The organism is Cellulosilyticum sp. I15G10I2, from assembly GCF_900095725.1.
Lineage (GTDB): Bacteria > Bacillota > Clostridia > Lachnospirales > Cellulosilyticaceae > FMMP01.
On sequence record NZ_FMMP01000014.1, the window covers coordinates 1 to 16,379 of the forward strand.

General features: G+C 35.0%; 17 protein-coding genes. All 17 read left to right on the forward strand.

Annotation, left to right across the window (positions count from 1 at the left end):
• A partial coding sequence (locus tag BN3326_RS13710) for a transketolase-like TK C-terminal-containing protein (RefSeq protein ID WP_141722927.1) occupies window positions 1-197 on the forward strand: 197 nt, incomplete at its 5' end.
• A 410-nt stretch (window positions 198-607) separates the two neighbouring features.
• Window positions 608-1,615 carry a LacI family DNA-binding transcriptional regulator gene (locus BN3326_RS13715; RefSeq protein WP_069999821.1) on the forward strand — a complete coding sequence of 336 codons (1,008 nt, stop codon included), beginning with the start codon at window positions 608-610 and terminating at the stop codon, window positions 1,613-1,615.
• Between the two features lie 21 nt (window positions 1,616-1,636).
• Entirely contained in the window at window positions 1,637-3,064 is a 1,428-nt protein-coding gene (locus BN3326_RS13720; protein WP_069999822.1) for an L-fucose/L-arabinose isomerase family protein, read from the forward strand.
• Between the two features lie 13 nt (window positions 3,065-3,077).
• Window positions 3,078-3,902 carry a transketolase gene (locus tag BN3326_RS13725; protein ID WP_069999823.1) on the forward strand — a complete coding sequence of 275 codons (825 nt, stop codon included), beginning with the start codon at window positions 3,078-3,080 and terminating at the stop codon, window positions 3,900-3,902.
• Window positions 3,895-4,836 (forward strand): transketolase family protein, encoded by a 942-nt coding sequence (locus BN3326_RS13730; protein ID WP_069999824.1) that lies wholly within the window; start codon window positions 3,895-3,897, stop codon window positions 4,834-4,836. The genes BN3326_RS13725 and BN3326_RS13730 overlap by 8 nt, the downstream gene beginning before the upstream one ends.
• Window positions 4,826-6,322, forward strand: coding sequence for an FGGY-family carbohydrate kinase (locus BN3326_RS13735; RefSeq protein WP_083258731.1), 1,497 nt, complete (start codon window positions 4,826-4,828; stop codon window positions 6,320-6,322). The genes BN3326_RS13730 and BN3326_RS13735 overlap by 11 nt, the downstream gene beginning before the upstream one ends.
• Before the next feature lie 63 nt (window positions 6,323-6,385).
• Window positions 6,386-7,441: a D-ribose ABC transporter substrate-binding protein gene (locus BN3326_RS13740; RefSeq protein WP_069999826.1), complete on the forward strand. Its 1,056-nt coding sequence runs from the start codon at window positions 6,386-6,388 to the stop codon at window positions 7,439-7,441.
• Between the two features lie 112 nt (window positions 7,442-7,553).
• Window positions 7,554-8,195, forward strand: coding sequence for a DUF2291 domain-containing protein (locus BN3326_RS13745; RefSeq protein WP_069999827.1), 642 nt, complete (start codon window positions 7,554-7,556; stop codon window positions 8,193-8,195).
• A gap of 31 nt (window positions 8,196-8,226) precedes the next feature.
• Window positions 8,227-9,786, forward strand: a complete 1,560-nt coding sequence (locus BN3326_RS13750; protein WP_069999828.1) for a sugar ABC transporter ATP-binding protein — start codon at window positions 8,227-8,229, stop codon at window positions 9,784-9,786.
• 25 nt (window positions 9,787-9,811) lie between these two features.
• Window positions 9,812-10,864 carry an ABC transporter permease gene (locus tag BN3326_RS13755; RefSeq protein ID WP_069999829.1) on the forward strand — a complete coding sequence of 351 codons (1,053 nt, stop codon included), beginning with the start codon at window positions 9,812-9,814 and terminating at the stop codon, window positions 10,862-10,864.
• 19 nt (window positions 10,865-10,883) lie between these two features.
• Entirely contained in the window at window positions 10,884-11,279 is a 396-nt protein-coding gene (rbsD, locus tag BN3326_RS13760) for a D-ribose pyranase (RefSeq protein ID WP_069999830.1), read from the forward strand.
• 520 nt (window positions 11,280-11,799) lie between these two features.
• Window positions 11,800-12,687 (forward strand): GGDEF domain-containing protein, encoded by an 888-nt coding sequence (locus BN3326_RS13765; protein WP_083258722.1) that lies wholly within the window; start codon window positions 11,800-11,802, stop codon window positions 12,685-12,687.
• A 55-nt stretch (window positions 12,688-12,742) separates the two neighbouring features.
• Window positions 12,743-12,949: a Spo0E family sporulation regulatory protein-aspartic acid phosphatase gene (locus BN3326_RS21510; RefSeq protein ID WP_171903838.1), complete on the forward strand. Its 207-nt coding sequence runs from the start codon at window positions 12,743-12,745 to the stop codon at window positions 12,947-12,949.
• A 105-nt stretch (window positions 12,950-13,054) separates the two neighbouring features.
• On the forward strand, window positions 13,055-13,360 hold the full coding sequence (locus BN3326_RS13770; protein ID WP_069999831.1) for a Dabb family protein: 306 nt from the start codon (window positions 13,055-13,057) through the stop codon (window positions 13,358-13,360).
• A 449-nt stretch (window positions 13,361-13,809) separates the two neighbouring features.
• Window positions 13,810-14,625 (forward strand): basic amino acid ABC transporter substrate-binding protein, encoded by an 816-nt coding sequence (locus tag BN3326_RS13775; RefSeq protein ID WP_069999832.1) that lies wholly within the window; start codon window positions 13,810-13,812, stop codon window positions 14,623-14,625.
• A 195-nt stretch (window positions 14,626-14,820) separates the two neighbouring features.
• A complete protein-coding gene (locus tag BN3326_RS13780) occupies window positions 14,821-15,513 on the forward strand; it encodes an amino acid ABC transporter permease (protein ID WP_242876003.1) in 693 nt (230 codons plus the stop codon).
• 12 nt (window positions 15,514-15,525) lie between these two features.
• Window positions 15,526-16,248, forward strand: a complete 723-nt coding sequence (locus BN3326_RS13785; protein ID WP_069999833.1) for an amino acid ABC transporter ATP-binding protein — start codon at window positions 15,526-15,528, stop codon at window positions 16,246-16,248.
• Window positions 16,249-16,379: the final 131 nt, after the last annotated feature.

Consider the following 16,379-nt stretch of genomic DNA (forward strand, 5'->3'; position numbering starts at 1 on the left):
CTGTATTACCATCAAATAAAGTAAAAAGAGTCGCGGTAGAAGCTGCAACCAGCTTTGGATGGCACAAATATACTGGTTTTGAAGGCAAAATCATTTCCATAGATACCTTTGGAGAATCAGCACCAGCTGATGTAATCTTTAAAAAACATGGTTTTACAACAGATAATGTTGTAAAGGCAGCTAAAGGAATATTATAAGTTTCACCTGATATAGAGTAAGCAATAAGCTGCTCCCTGTGAATTTAGGTACCGTTTTTAATGGGCTTAGAATGATAGGGAGTGGCTTTTTGTTTTGCTACATAGATTTGATATATGCAAAAAGGCATAAATAGATATTAAATTTTTAAAATAACTATGCAAAATATATATTTTATGGCTATAATAAAACAAAACACTCTATATAAACGTTTATGTAAACGTTTATATAGAGTCAGATATACAAAATGCATAAAAAAATAGTCAAATATAAGTTCTAAAGCGTGGTTTTTGGGCAATTTGCTTGGAGGTTTTTTACGAAATAGCGAGGAAGGGCCCTCTGTAACCACCAAAACAGTTGAATGGTTTATATAAACACAATATAATTTAAAACAAGAAGGAGATAGATACTATTGAAAACAAGTATAAGACAGATTAGTAAAATTACAGGGTTTTCCCCAGCAACAGTTTCTAACGCACTTAGCGGCAAAAGAGGCGTAAATAAAGAAACAGCAGAAAAAATTTTAGAGGTAGCAAAGGAAAGGGGGTATATAAACGAAACTAAGATTACTAATATAAAATTTGTGATTTATAAAAAAAGTGGTGAAATAATCTCAGATACACCCTTCTTTTCTTCTCTTATAGAAGGGGTTGAGATGGAGAGCAGAGCTTCAGGTTATAAAACAATCATATGTAATCTAGATAAGGGCAGCGAAGAATTTGAACATCTTTTAGAGCAAATTTTAAATGATTCTACTTCGGGTATATTACTACTTGCCACGGAGCTTAATGAAGAAGATGTTAAAGTATTTGAAAAAGCTGTTTCGCCTGTAGTTGTGGTTGATAGTTGGTATGGGAAATTAAATTTTGATTCTGTATTAATCAATAATACGGATTCTGTGCATAATGCAGTTGATTACTTGATTTCAAAGGGTCATCACGAAATTGGCTATCTTAAAAGTGAATTTCGCATTAGGAATTTTACTTACAGAGCCCAAGGTTATAGACGGGCACTTATTCAAAAAAGAATACCCATTAATGAGGAGTATCAAGTAATACTTAGGCCTACTATGGATGGGGCTTATAGAGATATGGATAAATATTTAAATACAAATCCAAAGCTGCCAAGTGCTTTTGTGGCAGATAATGATATTATAGCTCTTGCGGCAATTAAAGCACTTAAGCAGCATGGTTATAAAATTCCAAGGGATATTTCTGTTATTGGGTTTGACGATCTTCCTTTTTGCAATATCTCATCGCCAAGTCTTACAACAATTCGCGTATTTAAACAAGATATGGGACGTATGGCGGTTAAACGGCTTATTGATAAAATGCAGCATGGAAGCAGTATCCATACAAAAACTGAAATTTGTACTGAGTTTATAGAAAGAGATAGTGTAAAAGAATTAAACAGTGAGTAATAGATAAAAAGGAGATAGGATATGAGTAAATTGAAAATAGGCTTTGCCCCCACAAGAAGATTTGTATTTAGTAAAGAAGATGCTCATAAATATAAAAATTTAATAAGAAAATTCATGGATGGCTATGATATTGATATTGTGGACATCGAAGACATAAGTGAAGAAGGACTTTTGTTTGATGATACAGCCATGGCTTACAAAATTGCAGATAAATTTACTCGGGAAAAAGTAGATGCGCTATTTGTACCCCATTGCAACTTTGGAACAGAGGACACCGTAGCAAAACTATGCAGAGAGGTAGGAAAACCAGTTCTTCTTTGGGGACCAAGAGACGAAGATCCGCTCGAGGATGGGTTCCGTTTAAGAGATAGTCAATGCGGACTCTTAGCGACAGGCTCTGTCCTTAGAAGATTTAATGTGCCCTTTACATATATTCCAAATACAGCAGTTGATGATCCTATTTTTATAAGAGGATTTGAGAATTTCTTAAGAACGGCTAATATAGTAAAAGCTTTTAATAATATTAGAATATTGCAGATTTCAACAAGGCCTGCAGGTTTTTGGTCAGTTATTTGTAATGAAGGGGAATTACTGGAACGATTTAATATTCAGATCTTCCCAATAAGCTTAAAAGAAATTGAAATGAAGACATTGGAGATTGAAGCGGCTAGTGGCGCTGAAGTAGCAGCTGAAGTTGAAAAAATTAAGTTAGCTGTAGACTGCACAGGAGCTGGTGAAGAACAACTGAGAAGAGTGGCGGCTTTAAAACTCGCTATGCGGTTTTATGTTGACAAAGAACTTTGCAACTGCGCAGCTATACAGTGTTGGTCAGCACTGCAGGATAGTCTTAAAATTATGCCATGTCTTGCAAATGCACTTTTGACAGATGAGGGTATTCCGGTAGCCTGTGAAACAGATATTCACGGCGCAATTTCTTCTGTAATGGCTTATGCAGCAACGATGAATCAAAAAGCACCATTTTTTGCAGATATTACAGTAAGGCATGCTTCAAATGATAATGGAGAATTACTTTTTCATTGTGGGAACTTCCCTACAAGTGTTACAAAATGTAATTGTAAAACGAAGTTCAATACACATTTCTTATTTGATGGCCATGAACCAGGAACCCATGAAGGAGAGATTGAAGGCGGAGAAATGACCATTGTAAGATTTGATGGAGACCATGGCAATTATCAGCTCTTTTTAGGAAAAGCCAGAGGTATCGAAGGGAAGTTTACCCGTGGTACTTATGTGTGGGTTGAGGTAAATGATTGGTTGGAATGGGAAGATAAACTTGTAACAGGTCCTTATATCCATCATTGCAGTGGTGTACACCAAGATGTTGTACCGGCCTTATATGAAGCTTGCAAGTATATACCAGGTTTAATGCCAGATCCAGTAGATCCAAAAGAACCAGAAATTAAAGCATGGTTAAGAGGCAGTATCTAAGGGGAGGGTAAACATGGAAAACTTAAAAGCAAAATCTTATGAACTTAGAAAAGACATTTGGAAGATGATCTATAAAGCTAAAACAGGTCATACAGGCGGAGATTTTAGTGTATGTGATATTCTTATTAGTTTGTATTATAAGCACATGAATATTTCACCGCAGATGATGCATGACCCAAATCGTGATAGATTTATATTAAGTAAGGGTCACTGTGTTGAAGCATACTATAGTGTACTTGCAGACAGAGGGTTTTTTCCAAAAGAAGATTTAGAAACCGTATCCCAGTACGGGTCAAAATATATAGGGCATCCTACTAATAAAGTAAATGGCATTGAGATGAACTCAGGTTCTCTAGGTCATGGCCTTTCAGTTTCTGTAGGCATGGCTCTTGCAGGGAAAATGGATAAGAAAGCTTATCGTGTTTACACTGTTATGGGAGACGGCGAGCTGGCAGAAGGTTCTGTATGGGAAGGGGCTATGGCAGCAGGACATTTTAAGCTGGATAATTTAACAGCTGTTATTGATAGAAACAGACTGCAGATCTCAGGACCTACAGAGGAAGTGATGGCGCAAGACAGCCAAGATGACAGGTGGAAGAGTTTTGGCTGGCATGTGATTCATGCTGATGGCAATGATATAGATGCTCTTGATAGAGCTTTTACAGAAGCTAAAAATACAAAAGGCAAGCCCACTATGATTATAGCAGATACCATTAAAGGTTATGGTATTTCCTTTATAGAAAATAAAGTAGTCTGGCACCATAGAGTGCCTACAGAGGACGAATTTGAACAAGGCATAGTTGAGCTTGAAGAAAGGAGGCTTAAAGAGTATGAATAAGATACCTAATCGTCAAGTCATTTGTGAAGTGCTTCTTGAAAAGGCAAAAGAAGATAAAGATATAGTTGTGCTTTGCAGCGATTCAAGAGGATCGGCTTCCTTAGGACCCTTTACAGAGTCTTATCCTGAACAGTTTGTAGAAATGGGCATTGCAGAACAAAATTTAGTTTCTGTTAGTGCAGGTCTTGCTAAATGCGGAAAAAAATCTTTTGCAGCTTCACCTGCCTGTTTCCTTTCTACAAGAAGTATGGAGCAATGTAAGGTGGATGTCGCTTACTCCAATGCTAATGTAAAGCTAATAGGTATAAGTGGTGGGATAAGTTATGGAGCGCTTGGTATGACCCATCACTCGGCTCAAGATATTGCAGCACTTGCCTCTATACCTAATATGAGAGTTTATCTGCCAAGTGACAGATTTCAAACCAAAGTTTTAATAGAAGCCCTTCTTCAAGATGATAAACCAGCTTACATAAGAGTAGGGCGTAATCCTGTAGAAGACGTTTATACAGATGGAAACATACCTTTTAAGATGGATGAAGCAATTGTAGTATCAGAAGGAACTGACCTTACTATTATCGCTTGTGGAGAAATGGTGAAACCGGCAAAAGACGCAGCTGTTTTATTAAAAAACATGGGTATTGATGTAAGAGTACTGGATATGTATTGTGTTAAGCCAATAGATGAAAAAGCGGTAATACGAGCAGCAGAAGAAACAAAAGCAATTATTACCATTGAAGAACATTCTGGTATTGGCGGGATGGGCTCTATGGTGAGTCAAATTGTATCATCACATCATCCTAAAAAAGTCATTAATCTTTCGCTGCCTGATGAACCGGTTATTACAGGCAAATCTCAAGAAGTGTTTGATTATTATGGATTAAATACAGATGGACTTGTAAAAGCAGGTATGGAGTTGATAAATGATGAGCAGTAAATACATATTAGCTATTGACCAAAGTACTTCAGGGACAAAAGCTTTGCTTTTAGATGCAGAGGGAAACATCATTGAAAGAAGTGATTTGCCTCACAAACAGATTATTGATGCTAAAGGTTGGGTAGAACATGATCCTGTAGAGATCTTTAATAATACAATTAAGGTTGTCAAAATGGTCGTCGAGAAAGCTCGGATTGATAAAGAAGCAATCATTGGGGTAGGCATCAGCAATCAAAGAGAAACGGCTGTGGTTTGGGATAAGGAGACAAGTGAACCTGAGTATAATGCAATTGTTTGGCAGTGCGCAAGAGGAGAAGCAATATGTAATCAAATTGCAAAAGATGGTAATAAGGATTTAGTTAAAAGGCGTACAGGATTACATCTTTCTCCCTATTTTTCAGCTGCAAAAATCAGTTGGGTTCTGAGAAATATAACAAGTGCAGAGAAAAAAAGAAAAGAAAGAAAACTCTTAGCTGGTACGATGGATAGTTTTTTAGTGTATAAGCTGACAGATGGGGAAGCTTTTAAAACAGATTACTCTAATGCATCCAGGACTCAACTGTTTAACATAGTGGATTTGAAGTGGGATCAAGAAGTTTGTGATTTATTTGATATTGATATTACTATGCTTGCTGAAGTTTGTGACTCTGATACAAATTTCGGAGAAACAGATTTTGCTGGCTATTTAAGTAAAAAAATTCCAATACATGCAGTATTTGGTGATTCGCATGGTGCTTTATTTGGGCAGGGATGTCTGGATAAGGGAATGATTAAGGCTACTTATGGTACAGGATCTTCGATTATGATGAATATTGGACATCATCCTGTTTTCAGTGAGAAGGGAGTTGTTACTTCTCTTGCATGGGGAATAGATGGCAAAGTAAGCTATGTACTAGAAGGTAACATTAATTATACAGGTGCCGTTTTAAAGTGGATAACGGATGATTTAAAGCTTATTCACTCACCGGCAGAGTCTGAGAGGTATGCAAAAGAAGCAAACCAAGAAGACAAAACTTACCTTGTACCCGCTTTTACAGGTCTTGGGGCGCCGTACTGGGATAGTCAAGCAACTGGGCATATATGTGGTATGACAAGAACGACGGGAAGGGCAGAGCTTGTGAAAGCTGCAGTAGAATGCATTGCTTATCAGATTGCAGATATTGTTAAGGTTATGAGCGAAGAATCTAAAATAGCCATTAATGAACTAAGAGTAGATGGAGGTCCGACTAAGAATAAGTATTTAATGCAGTTCCAAAGTGATATATTAGATATTCCTGTACAAGTTCCAAGTATAGAAGAACTTTCAGGAGCAGGTACCGCATATGCTGCAGGCATTGCGCTTGGACTTTACAATAAAACGCAGCTATTTGAACGGATGAAGCGGATAAAATTTTCACCTGAAATGGAAGCTGACAAACGAGAAGAACGTTATAATGGGTGGAAAAAAGCAGTGGGCTTAGTACTTACAAGAGATGAAATGCAATAATGATAATAAGAAGATAAGCGTCTTCTTAATTATAAAACTATTAATGTAACAGGGGGATCAAGTATGAAAATTTCTAAGAAAGTAACTACAATTTTTTTAGCAGCTGCTATGGCTGCAACATTATTTACAGGATGTGGCGCAAAAACAGAACCAACAAGTACGCCAGCAGCTGAACCAGCAAAACAAGCAGAAGCACCAAAACAAGAAGCAACAGCCAAAGAAGCACCAGCAGGAGAAGCAACATTAAAAGGAGGGGGTTCTAACTTAATGGTTATTATTACACCTTCTCATGATAATCCATTCTTTAAAACAGAAGCAGATGCAGCAGCAGAAAAAGCAAAAGAGCTTGGTTATGAAGTTTTAGTTGTATCCCATGATGATGATCCAACAAAGCAATCACAATTATTTGATACAGCCATTGCACAAAAAGCAGCAGCTATTATTTGTGATAATGCAGGAGCTGATGCAACAGTAGCAGCAGTTAAAAAAGCAAAGGATGCAGGAATACCTACATTCCTTATTGATAGAGAGATTAACGAAACAGGGGTTGCTATTTCTCAGATTGTTGCTAATAACTATCAAGGGGCTAAACTTGTAGCAGAAAAATTTGTAGAAGCTATGGGTGAAAAAGGCAAATATGCGGAGCTTCTAGGAAAAGAATCAGATACTAATGCAGGTGTAAGATCATCAGGGTTCCATGAAGTTATTGATCAATATCCAGATCTTGTAATGGTAACACAACAAACAGCAAACTGGAGCCAAACGGAAGCTTTTGAAAAAATGGAAACCATTTTACAATCTAATCCGGATATAAAAGGTGTTATTTGTGGAAACGATACAATGGCAATGGGAGCAGCAGCAGCAATCAAATCAGCAGGGCTTAAAGATGTTATAATTGCCGGTTTTGACGGAAGTGATGATGTAAGAGATGAAATAATAGCAGGAAATATCACTGCTACAGGACTTCAACAAGCCTTTTTAATTGCACAGATGGCAGTAGAACAAGCAGATAAGTATTTAAAAACTGGAAGCACTGGTTTAGATGAAAAACAGCTTGTTGATTGTGTCTTAATTGATAGCTCAAATGCTGCAAATCTTAGCAATTTCAAACTTAAATAAATGCAAGAGACAATAAGGTGCGATGAAACATTCGTGCCTTAATTGATGAAATACAGATAACACTAAGGAGCTTTCGGGTAGAGGAAATCGTAACAAAGAAGAGAGGGAAATCATGAAAAAAAGAATTTTGATCGCAGTGTTTATAAGCATGATTTTATCATTTTATACGACCGGATGTGTGAAAATTATAAAGCAAGGAGAAGAAGCTGCTCTAATTAATGAAAGTAGTTTTGATGCTGTAAGTAATGTAGCGGATATTTGGGAGTCTGTGGCACTTCCTGAACTTCAAGGGAAGGCTGTAGAACTCAGTCAATTTTTAACAGAGGCTAAAGGAGATATGATGTCTTTAGCTGATCAGTATGGTAAAAGAACTCAAGGAACAGAGGGAGCTGTCAGTTTTACAGTTAAGGGACTTGCACGGGTTGACTCTGTATTTACAGAATCAGCAGCTGGATATATGCTCATTTCTGTTGATGGGTATACTGGAGCTGAGGTTATTAAACTTCAGACAGGTACAGTATTTAAAGGAACAGCAGTAAGGGATTCTCTAGATATCATTAAATTTAACGATTATAAAAATCAAGTAGATTATGCTGCTGTTTCAACCAGTATTCACGGAAAGATCAAAGAAACTGTATACGGAGACATGGATGTTACCTCACTAACAGGAAAACAAATTGAATTTGTAGGATGTTTTACATTCAGTAAAAATGAGGAACTTATTATTACACCTGTTTTAATGACAGTTAAATAGAACTAGGCAATAAAAGAAAGGAGGTAGCATGATGAAAAGTCAAACTAAAAATATAACAAAGCCTGAGGTTTGTTTAGTTGCAAAAGATATTGATCAGATTTATCCTGGCACAAAAGCCTTAGACAATGTTTCTTTTGAAATAAAAACAGGAAAAGTTACGGTATTGATCGGAGAAAATGGTGCGGGAAAGTCTACTCTTATGAAAATTATTGCAGGGATCGAAGCGCCATCATCAGGCAAAATATTTATGGGTGATAAGGAAATCTCATTTAAAGATACTATAGAGGCAAGAGCCCATGGTATTGGTATCATACATCAAGAATTAAGTTTATTTCCTAATCTAACAGTCTATCAAAATATATTTATGGCTAATGAAAAAACAAAAGCTAAATTTTGTATTGATAATAAAACACATATTGAACTGACAGATAAGATTCTTGCAAGGCTTGAACACCCTATAAATGCAAATACTTTGGTGGGAGATCTTAGAGTAGGACAGCAACAGATGATTGAGATTGCTAGAAATCTTATTCAGGACGATCTTAAGATTTTAATTATGGATGAACCAACATCGTCACTTAGTGAACAGGAGGTAGAAGTTTTATTTAAGATTATGAGGGAGTTAAAAGAAGAAGGAATTTCTATTGTTTATATTTCCCATCGTTTAGAAGAAATTATGAGAATCGGAGATTATGTAACTATCTTAAGAGATGGTAAAATTGTAGCTGAAGCAGAGGTGCCTGATATAGATATCCCTTGGATTGTAAAACAAATGACAGGAGAAGGTAAATCTTATCCTAAGAAGCTAAGACATATAGATTGGGACAGTCAAGAAGTAGTTTTAGATGTTAAAAATTTAAAGCTTCCTAAAAGAGGGGGGGGCTACTTATTGAATAATCTAAGCTTCAACCTAAAACAAGGAGAAATTCTTGGTATTTATGGACTTATGGGTGCTGGGCGTACAGAGGTTTTTGAGTGTCTTATGGGGCTTAGGCCAGAACATACAGGTGAAGTTACTCTACAGGGAGAAATAATAGATATAAACACAATCTCTGAACAAATAGACAGAGGTTTTGCTTTAGTTCCAGAGGATAGGCAAAGGGAAGGGCTTGTTCAGACTATGAGTATTGGTAAAAATATTACCCTTTCTAGTTTGAAGAACTATGTTAAAGGTATCTTTATTAATAAGAAAAAAGAAGATACAAGCATTTATGAACAAATTAAAGATATACATATTAAAGCACCCAATAAAGACCTACCTATTCTTTCACTTTCAGGAGGCAACCAACAAAAGGTAGTTATCGGAAAAGGCATTTTAACAAATCCCAAAATTCTTCTTCTTGATGAGCCAAGTAGAGGGATTGATATAGGTGCTAAAACAGAAGTTTTTGATATTATTAATCAATATGCGGAAAGAGGCTTATCTATTATTGTTATTTCTTCAGAACTCAAAGAAATAATAGCAATTGCAGATAGAATTTTAGTGCTATCTAATGGTGTTAAAACCGCAGAACTCATTAATCAAGATGTGACAGAAGACAATTTGGTATTAGCTTCTTATAAAGGACACGGTATATGCCAAGGGGCCTAATATGATTAAAAAGGAGAAATGAATGATGACGAATATAGCATTATCAAAGAAAACCAACTCGAATACTTCACTCGGTATGCTTCTTTTAAAAGGAAGAACCTTTATCGTTTTAATTCTACTTACGATATTTTTTAGTTTTGCAAGTCCTGCATTTTTAACTACAGCTAATTTACTGCTTATTGCAAAGCATGTTGCCATATACGGTATCTTAAGCATTGGGATGACCTATGTTATTATTACGGGAGGAATAGATCTATCGGTAGGTGCAGTTGTAGGTCTAAGTGGTATGATAGCAGGAGGCCTTATTAATGAAGGCCTATCTATGTTTGGATATACCTTATATTTTAATGTCCCAGCTATTATTTTGATTACCGTTATATGTGGTGCTTTAATTGGATCTCTTAATGGCTTCTTAATCACTCGGTTTAAAGTAGCCCCTTTTATTGCAACACTCGGTATTATGTACGTAGCGAGAGGAGCAGCCATGCTGCGTTCAGGTGGAAAAACCTTTTCAAATATTGTAGGGAAAGAGGTTCTTGGAAATACAGGGTTTGAAGTACTAGGCAGAAATGTTTTTAATGTTCCTATTGGGGCAATTATTTTAGCAGTTATTGCAGTATTAGCAGGAATTGTTTTAAAGAAAACACCTTTTGGATGGCATGTTTTTTCTATAGGAGGTAATGAAAAAGCAGCCAAACTATCTGGCGTTAAAGTGAATAGGGTCAAAATTTTAGTTTATATTTTCTCAGGTGTATGTTCTGCCGTAGTAGGACTTATAGCTGCTTCACAGCTTATAGCTGCTCATCCTGCAACAGGTGAGTCGTGGGAAATGAATGCGATTGCTGCAGCAGTACTTGGGGGTACTTCAATGGCCGGCGGGATTGGAACCATAGGGGGGACCATTGTAGGGGCCTTTGTAATAGGAGTCATTAATGATGGGATGGTTATGTGTGGGGTGTCTGAGTTCTGGCAGATGGTTATTAAGGGATTAGTTATTATCTTTGCCGTTATTATTGACCAGTTTCAGCGCAACCTTCAGGCTAAAATGGCACTTCAGCAACGTAACGAAAACAAATAAAATATAAGGGGAGACGTTTATGAAGAAGAAGGGGATTTTAAATAGTCAGTTAGCTGCATATATTGCGGCACTTGGGCATAAAGATATGTTTCTTATTGGCGATGCAGGCATGCCTATACCTAAGGGGATTCCAATGGTTGATTTAGCGGTCATTGGCGGCGTGCCAACTTTTAAACAAGTATTAGATGCGGTGCTCGAAGAAACGGAGGTTGAATTTTACTATTTGGCAGAGGAGATTTTAGAAAACAATCCAATTTTAAATCAATATATCAGTGAAAAATTGAATGGCTTAAAGTTTGAAAGGATGCCACATACTCAGTTTAAAGAAATGACTAAACAAGTTAAGTTTGCAGTTAGAACAGGGGAGTTTACGCCTTATCCTAATATTATTCTAACAGCAGGGGTTGCTTTTTAGTCTAACAGGACTGAAATATAATACTTAAACTATGAATAGAGCAAAGCAATAAGCGTGTGCTGAGTAGATCAGGAATAAAATAAGACAATAATAAAAAGGGTTATTTTTTTAAAATCCTACTTTATTATTGTCTTATTTTTTATGAAATAGGAAAGTGCGTCTTGCTTGCAAGGGACCAAACTTTCCTGTTTCACAAGCGTGTGCGTTTTTTGCACACTTTCTTGTGAAATAAGATAATTTGAATTGTAAGCTACAGCCCAAATTTTTCTATAAAAACATGCTAATTAAATTGCAAGTAGTTGATAAAAATGTATTATAGTGTAATAAAATATACTATAATATAGATAGGGAGAAGCAAATAGATAGTGTTTTGCAGCAATAGATCTGCAAAATAAAGAGACTAAAAAATTACATAGCACCTTTTCTAAATAGAAAAATATAATACAACGAGCTTTTTGAAAGCACATTAAGTGATAAATACATGCTAATCACTTAACGTAAAAGGAAGGGATGATGTAGGATGGAAATTATTGATGATATTAAAGAAAGTTTTTCAATGTTTACAGATCTTTATGATATATTAAGACTAGTTGATCCTATTAACAAGAAAAGCATTATTATAGAAGAAAATGAATACAAAGAAATTGAAGGAAGCTGCTATAGTTTTTGGAAAAAAGATACTTTTTGTGATAACTGTATTGCTATGAGAGCATATTATGAAAAAGATACCTGCGTAAGGTTAGAATTTAAGGATGAAAATATATTATTACTTATTGCAGTGCCTATCAATTTACAAAAGCATCATTATATCTTAGAAATAATAAAAAACATATCCCAAGAGTCTAATTTTCTAAAAGCTAATACACAAGCTGTTGATACTATAACCCAGATCTTAAATGGAATGACGGAAAAGTTCATTAAAGATGAAATTACAGGGACTTTTAATAAACGGTATATTAATGAAAGATTGATAGTAGATATTAATACTCACTTAAATAAAAAGTTGCCCTTATCAGTTATTATGACGACTATCGACAACCTTAAATATGTTAAGGATATTTATGGACAGGGAATAGGGGAAAAGGTTTTAAAAGATTTTGCAGAGGTTATTAGAAGCTCAATAGATCATTCGAAAGATTGGGTAGGAAGATATAGCGGAGAAACATTTTTAATAGTTTTAAATAATACTCCCATTGATAAGGCTTATAAAACTGTAGAAAAAATAAGAAGACATATAGAAAATACGCACTTTGAATATGGGGAGATTAAAGTGAGTATAACATCAAGCTTTGGTGTAACTGTAACCTATGATAAAATGATTACAATTGATGAACTGATTGCAAGTGTTGATGAAAAATTATATAGGGCAAAAAAGAAAAGACCAAATAATATCATTAAAGAAGACTAATCCTTAATATGAGCACCTTAATTTCATTATGCTATTTAGAAAGAGGGGGTTAGATATGGATAAAAAAGATATGGGATATACCAAACTAGAAAGGCTTAATAAGTGCATTGATGACTTAAGAGAAATTTTAAATGAAGTATGCCTAATGGCTGATGACATTAAAAAACATGAAGAAAAACTATTTATAAGCAGATGTCTAGATGAACTTATAGTTGAGTATATGAAAGAAATTCAAAAAAAAGAGGTAACAAGGGGCAAATGAGTTATAAATGAATATATTGTGACTTAGAATATTCATAGGGGTGTGATATAATGATAGGAAAATGGATACTATTAGACTTATAGTATCAAAAAAAGGAGAGATATAATGGTAAAACATATTGTAATGTGGCAAGTTGCTGACCACGACGAGCATGGTAAGAAACAAGATATTTTAATCAAAATGAAACAACAGTTAGAAGCGCTTAAGGGACAAATTGAAGGGCTTATTGATCTAGAAGTAGGCTTTAATTTTAATCCAGGGGATATGGCTTATGATATAGCACTGTATTCAGTTTTAGAGGATAAAGAGGCACTTGGGCGTTATCAACAGCATCCGAAACACTTAGAAGTAGCTGATAACTTAGTTAGACAAGTTGCAATAAAAAGAGTAGTTGTAGATTATGAGATTTAGAGAGTAACAATTTTTTAAAAGAATATTAACTATAAATAATGTATTTTTATTAATAGTTATCAATTTACAACTAAAGTATTTAATGGAATTATATGTAAAATGAATAAGACTTCTTTTGACATAAATATGTTAAATTAGTAACATAACAAACATATTATCCACAGAACCACTCAAGTACTTGTACGTATTTTCAACTTATACACAAAGTTATACACACTATCCACAGATTTAAAATCAATTATGAGATATTTATGTTAATAGAATGGTGATAAACGTGAGGATAAAAAGGATAAAAATATCATTTTTTATATGTATCAAAGCATCCAGAAATTATCTCCTATAAAGCTACAAAAAGTAACAAAAAAAACTTATTGACTATAAATTCGCTTTAATGTATAATTATGCATAGTGATATGATTAAAGAATTAAAATATTAGGAGGAAATATAAATGAAAAAAAATAAATTATTAAAAGTATTAACTTTTATAGGGACTGGAATGCTTTCTATGAGTATGCTCGCAGGATGTGCTGGTAATAGTACGCCTCAAGCAGGCAACAATAATACAGCTTCAGAACAACCTAAAGCACCGGCAGATGGCGGTAAATATATTGTAATGGGAACCAATGCAGAGTTTGAACCTTTTGAATACCGTGAAGGTAGTGAAATCGTTGGATTCGACGTGGAAATTGCAAAAGCCATAGCTGCTAAGGCTGGGAAAGAGTTAAAAATAGAAGATATGGAATTTGGAACACTTATTGTAGGACTTAATAACAACCAAATGGATTTTATTGCAGCAGGTATGAGTGTAACAGAAGAGAGAAAAACACAAGTAGATTTCTCTAATCCATATTTTACATCTAAGCAAGTGATTATTGTTAAAGCTGATGATGGAAGTATCCAAACAGCAGATGACTTAGTAGGTAAAAAAGTTGGGGTACAGCTTGGAACAACAGGGGATTTATTTGTAAGCGGTACAGATGGGGTAGAAGTTCTTCAATTTGATAAAGCACCTCTTGCAGTGATGGAGCTTAAAAATGGCAAAGTTGATGCTGTTGTTATCGATGCAGAACCAGCCAAAAGACTTGTTGAAGGTCAAGATGATATTAAAGTATTAGATGCACCATTTACAGAAGAAGAGTATGCGATTGCAGTAAGAAAAGGAGATAAAGAGCTTCTTGACTTAATTAACAGTGTAATTGAGGAACTTAAACAAAATGGAGAATATGATAAGATATTCGAAAAATTCTTTGATGTTGAAGAATAGGCATAAATCTTAAAATAGAATAAGCAGAATAGAGTTCGTTTAAAAGAAAAAAATATTTTTTTAAATAAAAAAGGTTAAGGTGTATGCTTTAGCCTTTTTTGCATAAAGAAAATACTAGAAATACTGGATTAATTGTGCGTTTGACAATATAATAGATAAGGGACCTAGATGAATCACCATAAGGAGGAAGAAATATTGCAAAAAACATTAGATTTTTATAGGATATTTATGGAACAACGATTTTATATACTTGTATTTAACGGGATGCTATGGACATTAGGATTAACAGCTATTGCTTTAGTTGTTGGTATGTTAATTGGTATAATTATTGCCAGTGTACAAATCAGTCAGTTTCCTAAAGAACTGAAATGGCTTGAGAAGCTCTTAAAAAGAATAGCTAAAATCTATATAGATATTATTAGAGGGACACCAGCAGTTGTGCAAATAATATTTATGTGGAGTGTAATATTTGCGAATTCAGGTTTACCTAGAATTGTTGTTGGTGGGATTGCCTTTGGCGTTAACAGCGGGGCTTATATGTCTGAGCTTATAAGAGCTGGTATACAAGGGATTGATAAAGGACAAATGGAAGCTGGGCGTTCTTTAGGGTTTAAATATACAGAAACTATGCGTTATATCATTATGCCACAGGCTTTTAAGCAAATGCTACCGGCTTTTGTAAGCGAGTTTATTATTCTTATCAAAGAAACTGCGATTATCAGCTTTATAGGTGGCGTTGATCTTATGAAATCAGGTAATATTATGATAAGCCGTACCTTTAATGTTACCCAGTCTTTACTTATTGTTGCAGCTTGCTACTTGCTGCTTACAGGAGTCTTTACAATGATTATGCGTAGGGTAGAAAAGAAAATTAACATCAGTAATTAAGGAGGCAGAAAGATGATTAAAATAAATAATTTATATAAAAGCTTCGGGGACCTTCAGGTACTTAAGGGGATTACTGATTATGTCGATAAGGGAGAGGTAGTTGTTATTATAGGTCCCTCGGGTTCAGGTAAATCTACTTATTTAAGATGTGTTAATCTTATGGAAGCACCGACAAGCGGACAAATTTTAATAGATAATATTGATATTACTGCGCCAAAGACAAATATAAATGAAGTGCGTCAAAAAGTAGGCATGGTATTTCAACACTTTAATCTCTTTCCGCATATGACAGTTTTGGAAAACATCACTTTGGCACCTATAAAGCTTAAAAACATGTCAAAAGAAGAAGCGAGTAAGATTGCTTATAGACTTCTTGATAAAGTAGGACTTAGGGAAAAAGCTGATGAATATCCAAATAGGCTTTCGGGCGGACAAAAACAAAGAATTGCTATTGCAAGGTCTCTTGCTATGAACCCAGAAGTCATGCTTTTTGACGAGCCAACTTCGGCCCTAGACCCAGAGATGGTTAAAGAAGTGCTTGAAGTTATTAAAGAACTTGTACATGAAGGGATGACGATGATGATTGTAACCCATGAGATGGGATTTGCAAAAGAAGTTGGAACAAGGCTCCTCTTTATGGATGAGGGCAGAATCATAGAAGAAGGTAACCCAAGAGATATCTTCGATAATCCAAGAGAAGAAAGAACAAAGGCATTTTTAAGCAAGGTGCTATAGATATCAAATGCATTCAGCTACTTATAAAAACTTTTCGTAAGTTTTCTATCTTTAAAAAGAGATGGCTACTTAAGAAAAGTTTTTTTATTTGCTCTTATTTTTCATTTCAATCTGCCGAAATACATTTAAAT

Bases quoted from the DNA above. Each gene is read 5' to 3' on its own strand.
- BN3326_RS13750 (WP_069999828.1), top strand. From the start codon at position 8,227: ATGAAAAGTCAAACTAAAAATATAACAAAGCCTGAGGTTTGTTTAGTT.
- BN3326_RS21510 (WP_171903838.1), top strand. From the start codon at position 12,743: ATGGATAAAAAAGATATGGGATATACCAAACTAGAAAGGCTTAATAAG.
- BN3326_RS13720 (WP_069999822.1), top strand. From the start codon at position 1,637: ATGAGTAAATTGAAAATAGGCTTTGCCCCCACAAGAAGATTTGTATTT.
- BN3326_RS13725 (WP_069999823.1), top strand. From the start codon at position 3,078: ATGGAAAACTTAAAAGCAAAATCTTATGAACTTAGAAAAGACATTTGG.
- BN3326_RS13775 (WP_069999832.1), top strand. From the start codon at position 13,810: ATGAAAAAAAATAAATTATTAAAAGTATTAACTTTTATAGGGACTGGA.
- rbsD (WP_069999830.1), top strand. From the start codon at position 10,884: ATGAAGAAGAAGGGGATTTTAAATAGTCAGTTAGCTGCATATATTGCG.
- BN3326_RS13730 (WP_069999824.1), top strand. From the start codon at position 3,895: ATGAATAAGATACCTAATCGTCAAGTCATTTGTGAAGTGCTTCTTGAA.
- BN3326_RS13785 (WP_069999833.1), top strand. From the start codon at position 15,526: ATGATTAAAATAAATAATTTATATAAAAGCTTCGGGGACCTTCAGGTA.
- BN3326_RS13765 (WP_083258722.1), top strand. From the start codon at position 11,800: ATGGAAATTATTGATGATATTAAAGAAAGTTTTTCAATGTTTACAGAT.
- BN3326_RS13770 (WP_069999831.1), top strand. From the start codon at position 13,055: ATGGTAAAACATATTGTAATGTGGCAAGTTGCTGACCACGACGAGCAT.
- BN3326_RS13755 (WP_069999829.1), top strand. From the start codon at position 9,812: ATGACGAATATAGCATTATCAAAGAAAACCAACTCGAATACTTCACTC.
- BN3326_RS13740 (WP_069999826.1), top strand. From the start codon at position 6,386: ATGAAAATTTCTAAGAAAGTAACTACAATTTTTTTAGCAGCTGCTATG.
- BN3326_RS13735 (WP_083258731.1), top strand. From the start codon at position 4,826: ATGAGCAGTAAATACATATTAGCTATTGACCAAAGTACTTCAGGGACA.
- BN3326_RS13745 (WP_069999827.1), top strand. From the start codon at position 7,554: ATGAAAAAAAGAATTTTGATCGCAGTGTTTATAAGCATGATTTTATCA.